Genomic DNA, 17,171 nt, shown 5'->3' on the forward strand with positions numbered 1-17,171 from the left:
CACCCTCTGTTTGTAATGTCCCTTTGTTATAATTTCTTAGCTCTTACCATAAACATAAGCTCAGTGATATCTTCTCTTTGACATTCCATATATCCATCAAGCACAAAGCCACAACGTATCAATCCTCCTAGGTATTCTTCCATGGAATGGCCATATTCAATCCATTCTGAATCGTCATAATCTTTTGAACACCAGGGCATCTTGTGGATAGCCTTATAATATCCACCATTTTCATCGTTAACCCAGTCGCAAAGATAATTAACAGGATTCGGAGCCATTATGATAAACTGCCCACCATTCTTTAGAACTCTATAGCACTCTTTATAAACCAAAGACAAATCCGGTATATACATCAGAGACGGAGGGTTAACAATTAAGTCAAATAATTCATCAGCAAACATTGATAAATCACACATGTTTCCTTTTACGATTTCAATATCCAACTTTTCTCTTTCAGCAATCTCCCTGTCCTTTTCAAGCATCTTGTTAGAGATATCTATGACAGTAACCTTTGCTCCTGCACAGGCTAAGATTGGTGCCTGCAGTCCTCCTGCACCGGCAAGACAAAGAACTCTTTTCCCCTTTATATCATTTAACCATTCCGCAGGAACTTCCTTATCATAAAAATAAAGAATCGGTCTTCCTGCTCTTGCTAAGTCAAGTTCCTCATTAGTCGCAGAGGCTGTCCAATCTGCCTGATTTGCAACTAAATTATCTATATTTTCTTCAACCTGCTCGTAAACATTTTTCATCTTCTATCATTCCTTAAGTTGTTTTTTATTTTTCACAATTATTCTTTTTCAATTCTGAAAAATCTGAATCCATCTTCTTCCTTCAGAAATTTAAAACCCATCTTTTCAAGAATATGCTGACTACGCTTATTCTTTATTATCGTATCTGCATTAACAGCAGTCATTCCAAGCTCTGAAAAGGCATACTCCACAGCCAATTTTTCTGCAGTAGTCCCATAACCTTTTCCTTTGTATGAATCATTCTGCATGTGGATACTTAGGGTACATTCCTTTTTATCATAATCTATCTGCTTTAGCTGAATTTCTCCAATAGGCTTGTCCTCAAGCATAATAACCATCATTTTACGGTTAGGCTTTTGTTTGCTATCAAAATATTTGTCTGCATATTCTTCTGTATATATAAATGGCTTAAATAATGACATATCTGAATAGATGTCCGGATCATTTTCCCATTCCCTGAAAAGTCCATGGCACAATTCCCTTGTCATGGGCACTAATTCTATATTTATGTTCCCCATTTAACTTCCTCCAACAAATAAAAAAGACATGTGCTCCTTCATCAAGAAAACACATGTCCTTATCATATCACAGCAACAATCCACATTACATCACATTTATTGCTTGTTTTATATCATTTTAAAGTGCTTAAGTGCCGCTTCTATAGCCTTTTCTTTGTCCGGTGGACACTGCGGTACTTTTCCATTACCGCTACCTGTCTGATTATAGTTCTCATGCTCTATAATTCCATGCTTTCTCTTAACCTGAGCAATATAGAGATTAGTTACACTAAACTCGTAGTTCTCATCAACCCACTTCTTAATCTTCTCATAAGTCGCCTTAGCCTCTGCTGTGGTTACTCCCAACTCTTCAAGACTAACCTCGAACTCTATGTGGTGCTTGGCATCATTTAGTTTGGACAATAGACATACAGTCTCAACATGGCTTGTCCATGGGAACTGATCTACAGCCACAGCTCTGCTCATGACATATCCATTTCCCTGAAGGATCTCAAGGTCACGGGCCAGGGATGTAGGCTTACAGGATACGTAGATCATGTAAGGAACGCCGTAGCCAATAATCTTGGTAAGGGCCTTAGGATTGATCCCGTCACGAGGTGGATCAAGGATGATGAGATCAGGCTTCTGCTCGATGCTATCAAGAACCTTAAGGACGTCACCAGCGATAAACTCGCAGTTATCAAGCTGATTGAGCTTGGCATTCTCTTTAGCTGCCTCAACTGCCTCTTCCACAATCTCAACACCAATAACCTTATCTGCTACAGGAGCAAGAAGCTGAGCAATAGTGCCGGTTCCAGAGTAAAGATCATAGATAACGCCGTCTTTACCAATCTTATTCTGATCGAAGAGACTTGTGATGTAGCCCCTAACTGTCTGGTACAGAACCTCAGCACTTAAGCTGTTGGTCTGGAAGAATGAAAATGGTGTAATCCTGAACCTAAGTCCAAGAAGATACTCATAAAAGTAGTTCTGACCATAGAGAATCTCAGTACCCTCATCAATTACCGCATCTGCAAGGGAATCGTTCTGGGTATGAAGAATACCCACAATCCTTCCACTTAATGAAAGTGATAAAAGAGCTTCCTTATAAGGCTCAAGATCATGCTCTTCCTGGGTTGTTGTAATAAGGTCAACCAGGATATCTCCCGTTCTTACAGCCTTTCTAACAAGAAGGTGACGCAGATATCCGGTCTGCTTCATCCTATGGTAAAAAGAAATCTCTTTTCTCTCATACATTGGTGAGAAATAATCAAGAGTTGCTGAAAGGATGGCTCTATAGTCATCATCAACGATACGGCATCCACTAACGGTTACAACATCATAGATGCTGCCCTTTTTGTGCATACCAAGAGAAAGGGGTCCTCCCATAACTTCGTCACCAAAGGAGAACTCCATTTTATTACGATAAGCAAACTTAACCGGGCTGGTCTTGATACCCTCCCAGGTAAACTTTGCTGTCTGTCTCTCTACTGCTGGCTTAAGAAGGTGTCTAACCTGCTGTTCCTTAAGGCCAAGCTCCTTAACATAAGGCATAGTAAGATAGCTACAACCACCACATCTGCCAAAATGAATACATGGGCAGTCTATGGCGTCCTTAGCCTCTTCTAAAACCTCTATAAGTCTGCCTTCAGCTCTGTCCTTTCTAACCTTCTGGATTTGAACAGATACCTTCTGGTCAGGAAGTACACCCTTTACAATAACCTTGCCTTCAGCAGTTTCTACTATTCCTTTATTAGGGAATTCTACGCTACGTACAATTCCCTCTACAATGTCTTTTTTCTTCACTTTATTTCTTAGCTTTCCTTGATGAAATCCTCATCCTCGAAGTCGTCTTCGAAATCATCGAAATCATCATCATAATAGTCATCTTCAAATTCTGGAGTCATGTAGCGATATACAAGATATGCAATAATTGCTACAGCAGAAATTGATCCAAGTACGGCCAAAATCCAAAGGATCACGTTGGAAGGCTTCTTGGCATTAGCCGCTTCTCTCTTATCAAGTAATTCATTAATACGTGTCATTTCAATAAAGTCGTCGATCTTAGATTTTACTTCCATAAGTAACCCCTTTCCATTTCATAGAATTATTTGATAGTTTAAGTATAGCAGAATTAAGTGTATCGGAGCAAATTACTTGAATTAGTATTAGCACCGAATATCCGCAAATACAAGTTACATTCATTAAATCTTCTTTAGCTTGGCAAAGGCTGCATACATGATTTTCTGGCCGCAGTCATCAAAGTTAACTGTAACCTTATAATCTCTTGGACCCTCTTCCAAAGAAGTCACAACTCCGATTCCATACTTAATGTGTGAAACCTTATCTCCCACGCTATACTCAGGCTTAACCATCTTTAGAGGCATTCCCTTAGAAAGTCCTTCAAGACTTCCTCTAGAATATGTCTTACCTACACTAGCGATAAATGGCTTATCCTTTGGAGTTGCTCTCTTTGTGGCTCTCGCTGGCTTAGGACTAGCCTTAAGCTTATATGTGCTTGCCAGCTCTGACTTACCAGTACTAGAACTACTAGCAGATGCCTTAGCATTAGCCTTTCTAATTCCAGCCGCATATGCAGGCTTGATTCCAGATCCATAGCTATCATAGTCATCAGATCTATAATCATTACTGTAAGCCGATCTACCCTTAGTATAGGAATCCTCAACGCCCTCATACTCATCGATGCTGTCGCCATCATCAAAAAGAAATGCCGGCTTATTGGAAACCTTATGCTTTTCAAGAAGTTCTGCAGGGATCTCTCCCACAAATCTACTGGTCTTGTGGCCTTCATTTCTGCCCCAGACAGTTCTATAACGAGCTGCTGTAAGAGTAAGATGCTTCTTGGCTCTTGTAATACCTACATAGGCAAGGCGTCTTTCCTCTTCTATGGCATCGGCATCGTCAGAGCCTGTTGCCATGCTGCTTGGGAAGATATCCTCCTCCATACCAGCCAGGTACACATGCTCAAACTCAAGGCCCTTAGCACTGTGAATAGTCATGAGAAGAACCTTCTCATTCTCTTCTGTAACATTATCAATATCAGAGATAAGAGCCACCTTCTGCAGATATCCAGTAAGAGTAGGCGCTTCGTCGCTCTCTTCATTAGTTCTGTCGATGTACTCTCTGATATCTGACATAAGCTCACTTACGTTAGCTTCTCTGTCATTATCACCGCTTTCGTCATCGTCCTCTTCAAGAGTCTTAAGATAGTCCATATAACCCACAACATCGATAACATCTCCAAGGAGCTCATCAATAGCCATGGATTTCTGCTTGGTCCTAAAGGCCCTGATCATTGTAACGAAATCCTTAAGCTTAGAAGCGCTTCTTGCCACAGATACGATCTGATCTGCTTCGCAGAGGGCGTCAAAAAAGCTAATTCTTCTTTCGTCGGCATAGCTCTGAACATAATCTATTGTTGTAGCGCCAATACCACGCTTTGGAACGTTGATAATTCTTTTTACAGAAATATCATCAGAACCGCTGTCGATAACCCTAAGATAAGCCAAAAGATCTTTTATCTCACGTCTTGAATAGAATCTGACGCCACCTACAACGCTATTAGGAATGCCTTCACGGTTAAAGCACTGCTCCAAAAGTCTTGACTGGGCATTGGTACGATAAAGAACTGCAGTATCGTTGTAAGAGAGCTTACCTGATCTCTTAAGCTTTCCAATATCAGAAGCAATGAATCTGGCTTCCTCTTCTCCTGAATCAAACTGTCTGAAGGCCACCAGCTCTCCATCCTTGATATCAGTCCAAAGAGCTTTATCCTTTCTGCCATAGTTATTGGAAATAACTGCGTTGGCAGCATCCAGGATCTGCTGAGTTGACCTGTAGTTCTGTTCCAGCTTGATCACTGTGGCATCTGGGTAAACCTGCTCAAAGTCCAGGATGTTCCTGATGTTGGCGCCACGGAATCTGTAAATACTCTGGTCATCATCACCTACAACGCAGAGATTCCTGTACTTGTCAGCAAGGAGTCTGATTAGCTCAAACTGGGCATTGTTGGTGTCCTGATACTCATCCACCATGATATAGCGGAATCTGTCCTGATAGGATTCAAGAACATCAGGATTAGTCTTAAAAAGCTCAACGGTCTTCACAATAAGATCATCGAAGTCCATGGCGTTGTTCTTTTTAAGAGCTGCCTGATACTCAGTATAGGCCTTGGATATCTTGACCTTGATGAAATCGTTCATGGTGGAAAGCGCATATTCTTCAGGGCTTACAAGATTATCCTTACATTTTGAAATACTGCTCTGGATCTGTCTGAGTTTAAGAGTGGATGTCTCAAGCTGATATTTCTTGCAGATTTCTTTTAGCAAAGACTTAGAATCATCTGTATCATAGATTGTAAAGTTGGTACCATAGCCAAGTCTGTCAGCGTAGCGTCTAAGCATTTTAACGCAGCTGGAGTGGAAGGTAGAAACCCAGATACTCTCGGCTCCAAAGCCCACGATCTTGTCTACTCTGTCCCTCATCTCGCCAGCAGCCTTGTTGGTAAAGGTGATTGCCATGATATTCCATGGATTGACGTTGCACTCATCGATAAGATATGCAACTCTGTGGGTCAGAACTCTGGTCTTACCAGATCCTGCGCCCGCAAGTATAAGTACAGGCCCGTCGGTCTGCAAAACAGCCTTTTTCTGCTGTGAATTAAGCGTATCGTAAATTCCCATGTAAAACTAATTCCTTACTTCTTATTCTTCTTATCCTGTTTTTCTTTGGCCTTTTGTTTAGCGGCGTCTTCCTGGATATTATCAAGCATCTTCTCGATTAAGAGTTTCTTGATATATACGTCGTAGCTAAGCTCTGTAATAAAGGAAAAGAGCTGCATTCTCTTCTTTTCTTCCTCATCCAGATCATACTCATCAAAGGTCTTAAGAGAACGAGCATACTTCTCCTTAAGATCAGCAATAAGTGGCTCCAGCTCATCATCATGGATGCTGAAGGCTTCATCGTAGATCTTGGTAAGATTAAGCTCATCATCACTTACATGGAATCTTGTCTTAAGCGGCTCAATAAGGGTCTGAATGTCATTTATTGAAAGAAAACTCTTAAAGTAATAAATGAAGATCAAAAGAATCAGATGATCCTTGGAATACTTCTTCCTTACAGGTGGAGGAAGAAGGTCATTTTTGGCATAGTTATTGATCATTGTCTTAGTAAGGATCTTGTCGGACTCAGGGTGCCTTGTGGTCCTCTTAAGTCGCTCATCCATAAAGGTTGTGAGCTGATCCATATAAAGATCAATGTTAGGCATTTCCTTGGAGGAAATAAGATCAATTCTTCCAAGTGTACCCAGTATGCTATTCATAAGATCATCATTATCAATTGTCATGTTCTTTTCCTCGTAAATAATTCCAGTGTTCTAGGGCTTATTATCAAGCGCCCTTGGACTCCAGCGCCATCTTGCGCATCTCTAAAGCATTGGTAATTGTGGCATCTGTAACCACCTCTCCTCCAAGAAGTCTTGAAAGCTCCTTAATAGAAGAATCATCATCAAGGCCATAGATGGATGTTACTGTTCTGCCATCATCAACGCCCTTCTCGATCATAAAGTGAGTATCCGCCATAGCTGCGATCTGTGGAAGGTGCGTAATGCAGATAATCTGATGCTCATTAGCCAGCTGTCCCAGCTTTTGTGATACCTTCCAGGCAGTCTTACCACTTATTCCGGCATCAATCTCATCAAATATCAAAGTACTGATATCATCTCTGTCTGCAATAACGCTCTTAAGAGCCAGCATTATTCTGGACAGCTCACCACCGCTGGCTATCTGATCAAGAGGCCTTAGCGCCTCGCCAGGGTTGGTGGATATCATAAATTCTACATCATCATAGCCCCTTGATGAAAGGTTATTCTCATCACTATTTATGGCTATTTCAAATTTAACATCAAGGAAATTAAGGTCTACCAGAGCTTCCTTAAGCTTCTCCTGAAGGACCTTACCCTCTTTTTGTCTTATGTCTGATATTTCCTTGCAGGTATTAAGGACTTCTTTCCTGGTCTTGTCATACTCTGCAGAAAGCTTATTCTTATAGGAATCCAGATCACTTAAAGCTTCAAATCTCTTTTCCTTATCCTCAAGGCTCTTAAGCACAGCCTCAATTGTGGCGCCATACTTATCCTTAAGGTGATTAACAAGATTAAGTCTGTCCTCTGTCTCCTTAAACTCTTCATCATCGAATTCAAGGTCCTTGATATAACCAGAAAGGCTATGATTAAAGTCAGACAAAAGGTTATCAATATCAGTAAGCTGATCAAGGAGGCTTCCCAGCTCTTCATCAAAGCCAGATACTGAGCTAAGCTCTCTTGCTGCTCTTCCGATCATATCTGAAGCGCTTTCGTTGTCGTCGCAGGAAGCGGTCATATTGGTAACTGTAGAAAGAGCTTCAGAGATCTTCCTACTGTTTGTCATCCTGCGATAACTGTTTTCAAGCTTCTCATCCTCTCCTTCAACAAGATTAGCTTCTGTAATCTCGTTGATCTCGTATTCTAAAAGCTCCTGTTCACGGAGTCTTTTATCCTCATCAATATTGGTCTTGGATAACTCGCTCTCTATCTCTTTAAGTCTTTTATAGGATGTTGAAAGCTCATCAAATAAAGGAGATAGACTAGCTGCGCAATAGTCGTCCAAAATCTCCAGATGTTTCTTCTTTTGCAGAAGCTCCTGATGATCATTTTGTCCATGAATATTGATTAGAACATTGGAGATTTCCTTAAGCTGTCTGGAGGTGACATTCTCGCCACAGACCTTGGATACGCTTCGTCCAGGCATGATCTTACGCTGGATCACAACCGTATCATCCTCTTCCACAGGAATCTCCATATCTTTAAAGAAATTCTTTTGATAGTCATTCTCAAGGCCAAACACCAGCTCAACCAGTGCGTATTCCTCCCCAGTCCTTATAAGCGACGGATCAGCCTTAGCTCCAAGAGCAAGGTTGATAGAGCCGATTATTACCGACTTACCAGCACCAGTTTCACCAGTTAGAATATTAAGCCCCTTCGAAAACTCAATCTCCTGCTCCTTGATAAGAGCAAGATTCTTAACATGTAAACTGTAAAGCATACTCTCCCTTAACTTTCTATCATCTTCCTCAGTTCATCCATGACTTCAACAGCTTCTTCAACAGACTTGATGGCAACCATGATAGTATCATCCCCGGCGATACATCCAACAATCTGTGGAAAATCAAGTGCATCAATTGCTGTTGCAAGAGCCATAGCCATTCCGGAAACAGTCTTGATAACAAGGATATTTTGAGCCACATCCATGCTGGAAAATCCAGCCTTTAAAACACTTACATACTTATCCTGCATTACATCAGGATCAGCAGTTGTATACACATACTTGGACTTACCGTCCTCTGTAACCTGCTTGGTAAGCTTCATCTGTCTTATATCTCTGGAAACAGTAGCCTGAGTAACTTCATAGCCTGCCTCCCTAAGAAGGCTAGCCAGCTGCTCCTGTGTCTCTACCACGTTTCTTGCAATAAGCTCAACAATCTTATCGTGTCTATTCTTTTTCATGATCTCGAATTCCCCCTTTTTCATCTATCAAACTTCTTTCCCAGAACTTCAAGGAAGCTAACTCTGTTTAATCTTATTATTTTGGTGATCTTTTCAGATCTTTCTATTTCTATCTGATCGCCTGTTTTCATCTGCACATTCTCGCTGCCGTCAAAGCATGCTGCCACGGTCTGTTCAGCATTATCCCTTCCAGAACCTATAACAATCCTTATCTTAGTATTACCAGAAAGAACCATGCTCCTTGAATTAAGAGTATGTGGGCAGATTGGCGTAATAAGTATCATATCAGCGGAGGGTTCCACGATAGGGCCTCCTGCAGACATACTGTACCCGGTAGATCCTGTAGGGGTAGAGATTATGATACCATCTGCATGATAGTTACAAAGGAACAGGTCATTGACATATATATCAAAGTTAATAGTCTCAATGGCCCTTGAATATCTTGAAATAACAATATCATTGAGTGCGTAGTCTCTTTTGTTATTTACAAGACCATAGAGCATCATTCTCTCTTCCGTCTCGTAATTACCGGATATTATGCGAGAAAGAGCTTCATCAACACCGCCAGTCTCAACCTCAGCCAGGTATCCCAGTGTGCCGAGATTAACACCGATAAGTGGAATATCTCTGCTGGCAACACTTCTTGCAGCCTGAAGCATTGTTCCATCCCCGCCAAGAACAATGACACATTCTGCATCCTCAGGAATATCGCTTAAATATTTCCTGCCAAGCTTGTCTTCAGAGGGCTCCAATCTCATACTTTCAGCAATATCACATTTCTTGCCGTGACTAACCAGGTAGTCCCTTATATAGTTAGTCATCTTGAAGTCTGTGTCTTTACTTTTGTTAGTAACAATACAAAAATGATCCATAATATTCCCCAACAAAATCGTCAGTCGTTTTTATCAAGTTTACCATGAGCCTTATCAACTATCCCCATGATAAGCTCATTCATCTCTTTGCTGTAGGAGAATCCATTTGCAGAAAGAACTATCTCTTTTAACATCTTCTCTCCATCAGCCTCAGTAATATCCTGTACCTCAGCATTTCTTGAAGGATCCTTCCTAAGATAGATAAGGTACTCAATATTGCCTTCTGGTCCCTTGATAGGTGAAAACTCAAGGCCCAGAACTTTGAATCCAACTATATCAACAAAGTCGATTATCTTGCGAATAACCTCTTCGTGAACCTTAGGGTCTCTAACAACACCCTTTTTGCCCACCTTATCCTTACCTGCTTCAAACTGTGGCTTGATAAGGCATACCATTTCCCCTTCATCCTTAAGAAGCTTTCTGGCTGGAATCAGGATCTTGGTCAGGGAGATAAAAGAAACATCACAGGAAGCAAAATCAAGATCATCCTGAATGTCATCCCTTACCATATATCTAAAGTTGGTCTTTTCCATGCAGATAACTCTGTCATCGCTTCTAAGCTTCCAATCAAGCTGTCCGTGACCTACATCCACCGAATAAACCTTAACTGCTCCGTTCTGAAGCATGCAGTCTGTAAAACCGCCGGTGGAAGCGCCTATATCCATACATGTCTTACCCTCTAAAGTTAAAGGGAAGGTGTTAACTGCCTTTTCAAGCTTAAGACCCCCTCTACTAACGTAGGGAAGCGTATCTCCTCTAACCTCTAGGGATGTGATCTTAGCCTCTTCAAAGGTTGTTCCAGGCTTATCCTCTCTCTGACCATTTACGAATACATCACCGGCCATGATAAGTGATTTAGCCTTTTCCCTTGATGAGACCAGTCCTCTATTAACTAAAAGAACGTCTAATCTCTCTTTTTCTTTTGCCATAAATATTACCTGCGAATCTCCATAAGTATCTTATTTGCAACGGAATCAGCATCAATACCAAGTTCTTTACGCAAGATATCTACATTGCCGTGGGTGACGAACTCATCACCGATGGCAATAGAAAGTACATAAGTATCAAGTCTGTTCTGATCAATATAATCTCTTACAAGCTCTCCAAAGCCGCCGTGAGCCACATTCTCTTCCATGGTAACGATGAGCTTGTGGTTCCCCGTTGCCATATGAATATAATCAGTATCTATTGGCTTAGCAAACCTTGCATTAACAAGGGTGCAGTTGATTCCATTCTGCTTGAGCTTGTCTCTTACTGACTCTGCGATCTTGACCATAGAACCAAGGGCTAAAAGACATACATCCTTCTCCTCGTAGATCACTTCGCACTTACCAAGCTCAACCTCCTGCCTATACTCCTTAAGTCCATCGTAAGCGTTACCTCTAGGGTATCTGATAGCTACAGGACCATTATGGCAAGTAGCAAACTTAAGCATATCTGAAAGCTCCCACTTATTCTTAGGAGCCATAACAGTCATATTAGGCATTGAAGTCAGATAGGAAATATCAAATATTCCCTGATGTGTCTCACCATCACTTCCTACAAGGCCAGCTCTGTCTATAGCAAAGGTAACATGCAGGTTCTGAAGGCATACGTCCTCAAGGATCTGGTCATAGGCCCTCTGAAGGAATGATGAATAAACAGCAAACACAGGCTTGTAGCCACCTATTGCAAGACCTGCAGCAAAAGAAACAGCGTGTTCTTCTGCGATTCCGGCATCCACGAATCTATCAGGATACATGTTGCGGAATCTCTTAAGACCTGTTCCATCAGCCATGGCTGCTGTAATGGCAACTACCTTGTCATCTCTTGCACCAAGCTTACACATAACGGTGCTGAAGATATCCTGGTAATTAGCTGTGGTTCTTGGATTTCTTGGAATACCATTTTCTACTAAGAATGGCTCGGTTCCATGGAATCTGGCAGGGTGTCTCTCTGCAGGTTCATAGCCTTTACCCTTCTTGGTCATTACATGGATCATGACAGCTTTTTTAACTTTTCTGGCCTCTTTGATGGTTCTCTCAAGGGCTGCCACGTTATGGCCATCAACTGGGCCAAGGTATGTAATTCCAAGATTCTCAAATACCATTCCAGGTACAAAGAGCTGCTTAAAACTGTTCTTAGCTCTTCTGATACCGTTAACAACCTTGTGGTTGCTACTAAGCTGGGCGTAAACATCCTCTTTAAGGTTAAGATATCCTTCCGCTGTACGAACGCTGTTAAGGTACTTATTCATACCGCCAACGCTCTCAGAAATGGACATCTCATTGTCATTAAGAATGATGATGTAATTGGTCTCAAGCTTAGCTGCGTTATTAAGAGCTTCGTAAGCAAGACCACCAGTAAGGGAGCCATCACCAATTACAGAAACAACGGCATAGTCCTCTCCCATAAGGTCTCTGGCCTTAACCATTCCAAGGCCGGCAGAAATAGATGTGGAGCTGTGTCCTGTATCAAAAACATCAGTGTCAGACTCGCATCTCTTAGGGAATCCTGATAAACCGCCAAACTGTCTTAAGGTATCAAATTTATCTTTTCTTCCAGTAAGGATCTTGTGAGTGTAGGACTGATGTCCAACATCCCAAATAATCTTGTCCTTAGGAAGGTCTAAAGCAAGGTGAAGTGCCATAGTAAGCTCAACTGCGCCAAGGTTGGAAGCAAGGTGTCCTCCTGTTACCGAGATCTTCTCGATAAGGAAGTCCCTGATTTCCTGGGCCAGCTCAGGATATTTACTCTGTGGAATTTGCTTTATATCACCTGTTGAATTTATCTGATCAAGTAGCATAATAAAAGCTCACTTTCTTACTTCTTTCTGTAAATCAAAAAACTAAACAGCTCTCCAAGGAAGCTGTCCTTAAAGCCAAGCTCATCCAGAATGCCTAAAGCTTCATCAGATAGCTCTTTTACCTTGTTCTTGGCTTGTTCCATGCCATAGAGAGATACATATGTGGTCTTGGCGTTCTTGATATCTGACCCTACAGGCTTACCAAGAAGTGCCTCATCTCCCTCTATGTCAAGGATATCATCCTGAATCTGGAAGGCAATACCTACGTTGCTTCCAGCCTTTTCTATCATTCTGACCTCGTCTTCATCAGCACCTGCGATAATGGCGCCTATCATAAGACTGCTCTCAATAAGAGCTCCGGTCTTGTTCTCATCGATATAGTGAAGGATGTCCTTCATTTCATCAGCAGGGATGTCAGTTCTGTTCTCAGATACAATATCTGCGCACTGACCACCTACCATTCCGTAAATTCCAGCCTTCTGGGACAGAACCTTAAGAGCATTAACGAACTTAGGATCTCCATTTGCAGATCCCATGATTGCTGTCTCAAAGGCATAGTTGAGAAGTCCGTCTCCAGCAAGGGTTGCCATACCTGCGCCGTACATAGCATGGGTAGTCTTGCGGCCTCTTCTGTATTCGTCGTTATCCATAGCAGGAAGATCATCATGTACCAGTGAATAGGTATGAATCATCTCCATGGCTGCCATAAATGGCCAAAGCTCTGAAATGTTATCTACAGAGCCAGCGAAGAGCTTGTAAGACTCCATCATCATGACAGGTCTAAGTCTCTTTCCTCCTGCTAAAAGACTGTAATTCATGGCCTCTATAACAGTCTTTGCATAGCCCTCTTCCCTAGGAAGGAACTTCTGCAAAATATCCTCAACATAGCCAGCCTTGTCTGATAATCTGGCTTCAAAATCTGATCCCATTACTCAAAATCCTCCAAGCTGCCATCTTCAGCGATCTTCTGAATCTTAAGCTCAACCTCGCTTACCTTTTCATGGCAATACTTTAGTAAATTCATACCCTCCTGATATTCCTTGAAGGAATCCTCCAAGGAAATATCTTCGCTCTCAAGAGCTTTTATTTTATCCTCTACCTGGGCAAAAGCCTCTTCTATTGTAAGGTTGTTCTCTTCTTTTGTACTCTTCTTAGCCATAGAATTGTTCCTCTGAAACCTCGGTTACCCTGGCAGAAATATTACCGTCGGTAACACTTATCTTAATATCATCGCCTACTTTAACATCCCTGGTACTCTTAATGTTGTTGCCTTCATCATCGCTTACATAAGAATAACCGGACTTAAGTCTGTCAAGAGGCGACAAGCCCTTTAGTCTCTCAGCATCCACAGATAATCTATTCCTTGCATCCCTTACTCTCTTATCCATAAGGAATGATAGGCGCTCCTGGAATTTGTCCAGTTCTAGGAGTTTGGTTCTTATCTTGCCCTCAGGGCTTAAGATATTAAGGGCATGAGCATATCTTTCCTCTAAAGCCCTGACCCTGCTTATCTTTCCATCCATCTTATCAGAAAGAGTATAGGCATAGTCCTCAAGATCCTGCTCAAATCTGTTATATTCGTATACAGCAATCTCAGCCGCAGCCGATGGAGTAGGTGCTCTCCTGTCTGCAACATAGTCTGCTATTGTGGTATCTGTTTCATGTCCAACAGCTGAAATAATTGGAACCGGGCAGTTGAAAATAGCCTCAGCGACTATCTCTTCATTGAAAGCCCATAAATCTTCTATAGAACCTCCGCCACGTCCCACGATGATCACATCTGCCAGACCCTGTTCTAAATGCTTAATGCCTCTGACGATGCTCTCGGCAGCCTGATCACCCTGAACTATAGCAGGGAAAAGAATAATCTGAATATGTGGATTCCTACGGGTTGCTACATTGATGATATCCCGCACTGCTGCTCCCGTTGGGGCAGTGACAACGCCAAGAGTTCTGATATATGTGGGAATAGGCTGCTTGTACTCCTGCTCAAACATGCCGGATTCCATTAATCTGTTCTTTAACTCTTCGTATTTCTCATAAAGAGCTCCAGCTCCATCAAGTTCTATCTTCTTGGCATAGAGCTGGTACTTACCGTCTCTTTCGTATACATCAATTGTTCCGGTGACTTTGATCTGCTGACCTTCCTTAAGATCAAAGCGAAGGCCTCCTCTGTCTCTGTCACCTCTAAACATTACACAAGCAATCGCTCCGCCCGCATCCTTCATAGTGAAATAGATGTGACCGGAGGAATGATACTTGCAATTACTCACTTCTCCCTTTACAACAAGAGATCGTAAAAGGAAGTCCTGAGTAAACATATTCTTTATATATGAGTTAACCTGTGTGACTGTGTATTCACTGCGCAAATTTTGCCAACACTCCGTTTACAAAAGCAGAGGAACCGTCCTGACCAAACTTCTTGGCAAGCTCAACTGCCTCATTGATAGCAGCTCCTGTAGGAACTGTCTCATCGTACATGATCTCATATACAGCAAGTCTGATGATAGCAAGCTCAACCTTGGCCATTCTGGTGGTATCCCAACCAGAGCTCTTAGTCTCGTTATTGATGGCTTCATCAATCTCTGAGAGCTTGTCAGCTATCTTCTCATACTTGTCTCTGATGTAATCTGCATCAGCCTTGGAAAACTCCTTGTCCTGATTAAGAACAAAAAGCTCTTCCTGTTCTTCCATTTCTTCTTTAGTGTTAAATTCAACACGAAAGAGCAGTTTGAATACCTGCTCTCTCAGTTCAGATCTGTTCATAATATTATTCCCATTCTATTATTGTACTGGCAAAGGACTTAAGCCTTTGGCATTGTTATTCCGGCGATTCTGATGTTAACATCAGTTACTTCAAGACCTGTCATATTCTCAACAGAGGCCTTAACCTTGGTCTGGGCCTGCTGGCAAGTTGCAGGAATGTTGTATCCATAAGCCATCATAAGTGCAAGATCAACCTTAACCTCAGCGCTGCTAACCATTACCTTAGCACCCTTAGCAAGGTTCTTACGGCTTACCTTTTCTAAAACATCGCTGGTATAGTTGCCTGCCATAGCAGAAACTCCATCAACCTCAAGAGCTGCTAAAGCTGCAATTCTTGCAACTACATCATCAGCAATCTTAACTGAACCGATATCGGCTACATTTTTACTCATTATCTACACCTCGTTATTCTAAAGGATGTCAAAACATACACGTATAGTATATCATATTTCCTCTGTGTATTCACATATAGAAGCTGACTATTTTAACCAGATAATAATGGTCTTGGTGTCAGCAAATGTAGTATAGGAAACTACGCTGTTATCTCCCTGAAGATAATCAAAAACCTTTCTGTTAGTGATAAGCTCCTCAAAGATTGAATCGTACACCTCTTTGGAGGCGCACTTAATGGTTACATTATCACTGCCATCTGCATATCTTCTTTTGAAAAGATCTCCAACTAAGGAAAGCTCAGCAGATGTAAAGTACTCATCCTCTCTAACGTAGTAATTATCCGTTGTATTGGTACATACCGGAACATCAAGCACATCGGAGAAGGTATGATTCTGGGTTATCTCCGCAGAAGTAACATTAAGATAATCATAGTTGACCTTAGGAAGCTTAGTTGCATCAGCGCTCTCTCCAGAGGATGTCTGGTAGGAGGAATCTCCCCAGGTAGTATCTACATAGTAATAAACATTGTTGCAAAGAACCAGATTCCAGGCATGTCTTACGCCTTTGGAGGTCTTGGTATTTACTGTTCCAACGCAAAGAGTACATGGAATTCCAAGCTTATTAAGAAGGTACTGTGTAGCCTTGGCATAACCATTACATACACTCTTACCTGTCATAAATACTGAGCAGATATTCTGATTGTCAGCGGCGTTTACATCATATTCTGTGTTCTCAATGATGTATTCGTACACGTACTTGATGGCATAGTAGTCATCCTCAGAATTAGGTGCTCCCTCAAGGCATTTATTGACATACTCATTGATAAGGGTCTCTCTTCTTGCTATCTCATCCTTATCGTAGATGTAATTGCCGCTAAAAGAGATCTTGGTAATAACGCCGTCTACGGTGTAATTAGTGTACTGATAGCCATCAACATAGAAGATCTCAGGATGATCAGCGCACACATAATCAAACACAAGCTCAACGGCTTCATCACTGGTGGTTGATACCAGGATATCTTTTCCAAGATTCTGCATAATGGTAAGGATCTCAACATAAAGGGTCTTGCCAGATTCTGTAAGTCGCTCGTAGCAATATAGTCCCTTTTGCTTCTCCTTGATGCTGGCAATACCTGTATCAGTAAGACCGATGGCAGCCCTTTGCTTTTGCATTTCTTCATCAGAAGCCAGGCTGTCAGAGGACTGATAATAGGACTCAAAATCTGAATCAGCTCTTTTTTCCTTACTTGTATCCTGGGCAGCAGCATCATCAGAATTCTCAGAAGAAGCTGCGTTTGAGGAATCTATAGAGGATACAACTGATGCACCTTGCTCAGAAGTCGTAGAGTCTTCTGAAACAATGACAGAAGCTCCTGACGAACTCTCAACTGCACTATCCTCGGCATCCTTCATACCCAGAGCCTCCAGATACTCATCAAAGCTGTTATATTTGCAGCCTGATAAAGATGCAGCCAGTGTCAGTGTCAAAACAAGTGTAATTAAAGCTTTATGTATCCTCCAACCTTTCAAACGCTCTCCCTCCAAG

The 17,171-nt window shown here is 41.8% G+C and carries 17 protein-coding genes; all 17 read right to left on the minus strand.

Annotation, left to right across the window (positions count from 1 at the left end; genetic code table 11):
- Positions 1-26: 26 nt before the first annotated feature.
- A complete protein-coding gene (locus T541_RS19650) occupies positions 27-752 on the minus strand; it encodes a class I SAM-dependent methyltransferase (RefSeq protein ID WP_051538254.1) in 726 nt (241 codons plus the stop codon).
- A gap of 38 nt (positions 753-790) precedes the next feature.
- Positions 791-1,270, minus strand: a complete 480-nt coding sequence (locus tag T541_RS19655; RefSeq protein ID WP_051538255.1) for a GNAT family N-acetyltransferase — start codon at positions 1,268-1,270, stop codon at positions 791-793.
- A gap of 108 nt (positions 1,271-1,378) precedes the next feature.
- Entirely contained in the window at positions 1,379-3,055 is a 1,677-nt protein-coding gene (gene rlmD, locus T541_RS0113280; RefSeq protein WP_026653180.1) for a 23S rRNA (uracil(1939)-C(5))-methyltransferase RlmD, read from the minus strand.
- A gap of 8 nt (positions 3,056-3,063) precedes the next feature.
- Positions 3,064-3,330, minus strand: a complete 267-nt coding sequence (locus T541_RS0113285) for a hypothetical protein (RefSeq protein WP_026653181.1) — start codon at positions 3,328-3,330, stop codon at positions 3,064-3,066.
- Positions 3,331-3,453: 123 nt separating this feature from the next.
- Positions 3,454-5,952 (minus strand): ATP-dependent helicase, encoded by a 2,499-nt coding sequence (locus T541_RS0113290; RefSeq protein ID WP_026653182.1) that lies wholly within the window; start codon positions 5,950-5,952, stop codon positions 3,454-3,456.
- A 14-nt stretch (positions 5,953-5,966) separates the two neighbouring features.
- Positions 5,967-6,614, minus strand: coding sequence for a DUF1836 domain-containing protein (locus tag T541_RS0113295; RefSeq protein WP_026653183.1), 648 nt, complete (start codon positions 6,612-6,614; stop codon positions 5,967-5,969).
- Positions 6,615-6,657: 43 nt separating this feature from the next.
- Entirely contained in the window at positions 6,658-8,349 is a 1,692-nt protein-coding gene (gene recN, locus T541_RS0113300; RefSeq protein WP_026653184.1) for a DNA repair protein RecN, read from the minus strand.
- 8 nt (positions 8,350-8,357) lie between these two features.
- Positions 8,358-8,810, minus strand: a complete 453-nt coding sequence (locus T541_RS0113305) for an arginine repressor (RefSeq protein ID WP_026653185.1) — start codon at positions 8,808-8,810, stop codon at positions 8,358-8,360.
- Between the two features lie 20 nt (positions 8,811-8,830).
- Entirely contained in the window at positions 8,831-9,682 is an 852-nt protein-coding gene (locus tag T541_RS0113310) for an NAD(+)/NADH kinase (protein ID WP_026653186.1), read from the minus strand.
- A 20-nt stretch (positions 9,683-9,702) separates the two neighbouring features.
- Entirely contained in the window at positions 9,703-10,611 is a 909-nt protein-coding gene (locus T541_RS0113315; RefSeq protein ID WP_026653187.1) for a TlyA family RNA methyltransferase, read from the minus strand.
- Positions 10,612-10,616: 5 nt separating this feature from the next.
- A complete protein-coding gene (dxs, locus tag T541_RS0113320) occupies positions 10,617-12,467 on the minus strand; it encodes a 1-deoxy-D-xylulose-5-phosphate synthase (RefSeq protein WP_026653188.1) in 1,851 nt (616 codons plus the stop codon).
- Positions 12,468-12,484: 17 nt separating this feature from the next.
- Positions 12,485-13,396 (minus strand): polyprenyl synthetase family protein, encoded by a 912-nt coding sequence (locus T541_RS0113325; RefSeq protein WP_026653189.1) that lies wholly within the window; start codon positions 13,394-13,396, stop codon positions 12,485-12,487.
- Complete coding sequence (xseB, locus tag T541_RS0113330) at positions 13,396-13,626, minus strand: exodeoxyribonuclease VII small subunit (protein WP_026653190.1); 231 nt, start codon at positions 13,624-13,626, stop codon at positions 13,396-13,398. Before xseB ends, T541_RS0113325 begins: the two co-directional genes overlap by 1 nt.
- The gene (gene xseA / locus T541_RS0113335) at positions 13,619-14,836 is read right to left on the minus strand and encodes an exodeoxyribonuclease VII large subunit (RefSeq protein WP_026653191.1); all 1,218 of its coding nucleotides are present in this window, start codon (positions 14,834-14,836) and stop codon (positions 13,619-13,621) included. The genes xseB and xseA overlap by 8 nt, the downstream gene beginning before the upstream one ends.
- The gene (gene nusB, locus T541_RS0113340) at positions 14,826-15,233 is read right to left on the minus strand and encodes a transcription antitermination factor NusB (protein ID WP_026653192.1); all 408 of its coding nucleotides are present in this window, start codon (positions 15,231-15,233) and stop codon (positions 14,826-14,828) included. The genes xseA and nusB overlap by 11 nt, the downstream gene beginning before the upstream one ends.
- 38 nt (positions 15,234-15,271) lie before the next feature.
- The gene (locus T541_RS0113345; RefSeq protein ID WP_034467163.1) at positions 15,272-15,625 is read right to left on the minus strand and encodes an Asp23/Gls24 family envelope stress response protein; all 354 of its coding nucleotides are present in this window, start codon (positions 15,623-15,625) and stop codon (positions 15,272-15,274) included.
- Positions 15,626-15,712: 87 nt separating this feature from the next.
- Positions 15,713-17,155, minus strand: coding sequence for a transglutaminase domain-containing protein (locus tag T541_RS20790; protein ID WP_155839525.1), 1,443 nt, complete (start codon positions 17,153-17,155; stop codon positions 15,713-15,715).
- Positions 17,156-17,171 lie beyond the last annotated feature (16 nt).

The sequence above is a fragment of the Butyrivibrio proteoclasticus P6B7 genome (genome assembly GCF_000622085.1).
GTDB classification, from domain to species: domain Bacteria; phylum Bacillota; class Clostridia; order Lachnospirales; family Lachnospiraceae; genus Butyrivibrio; species Butyrivibrio proteoclasticus_A.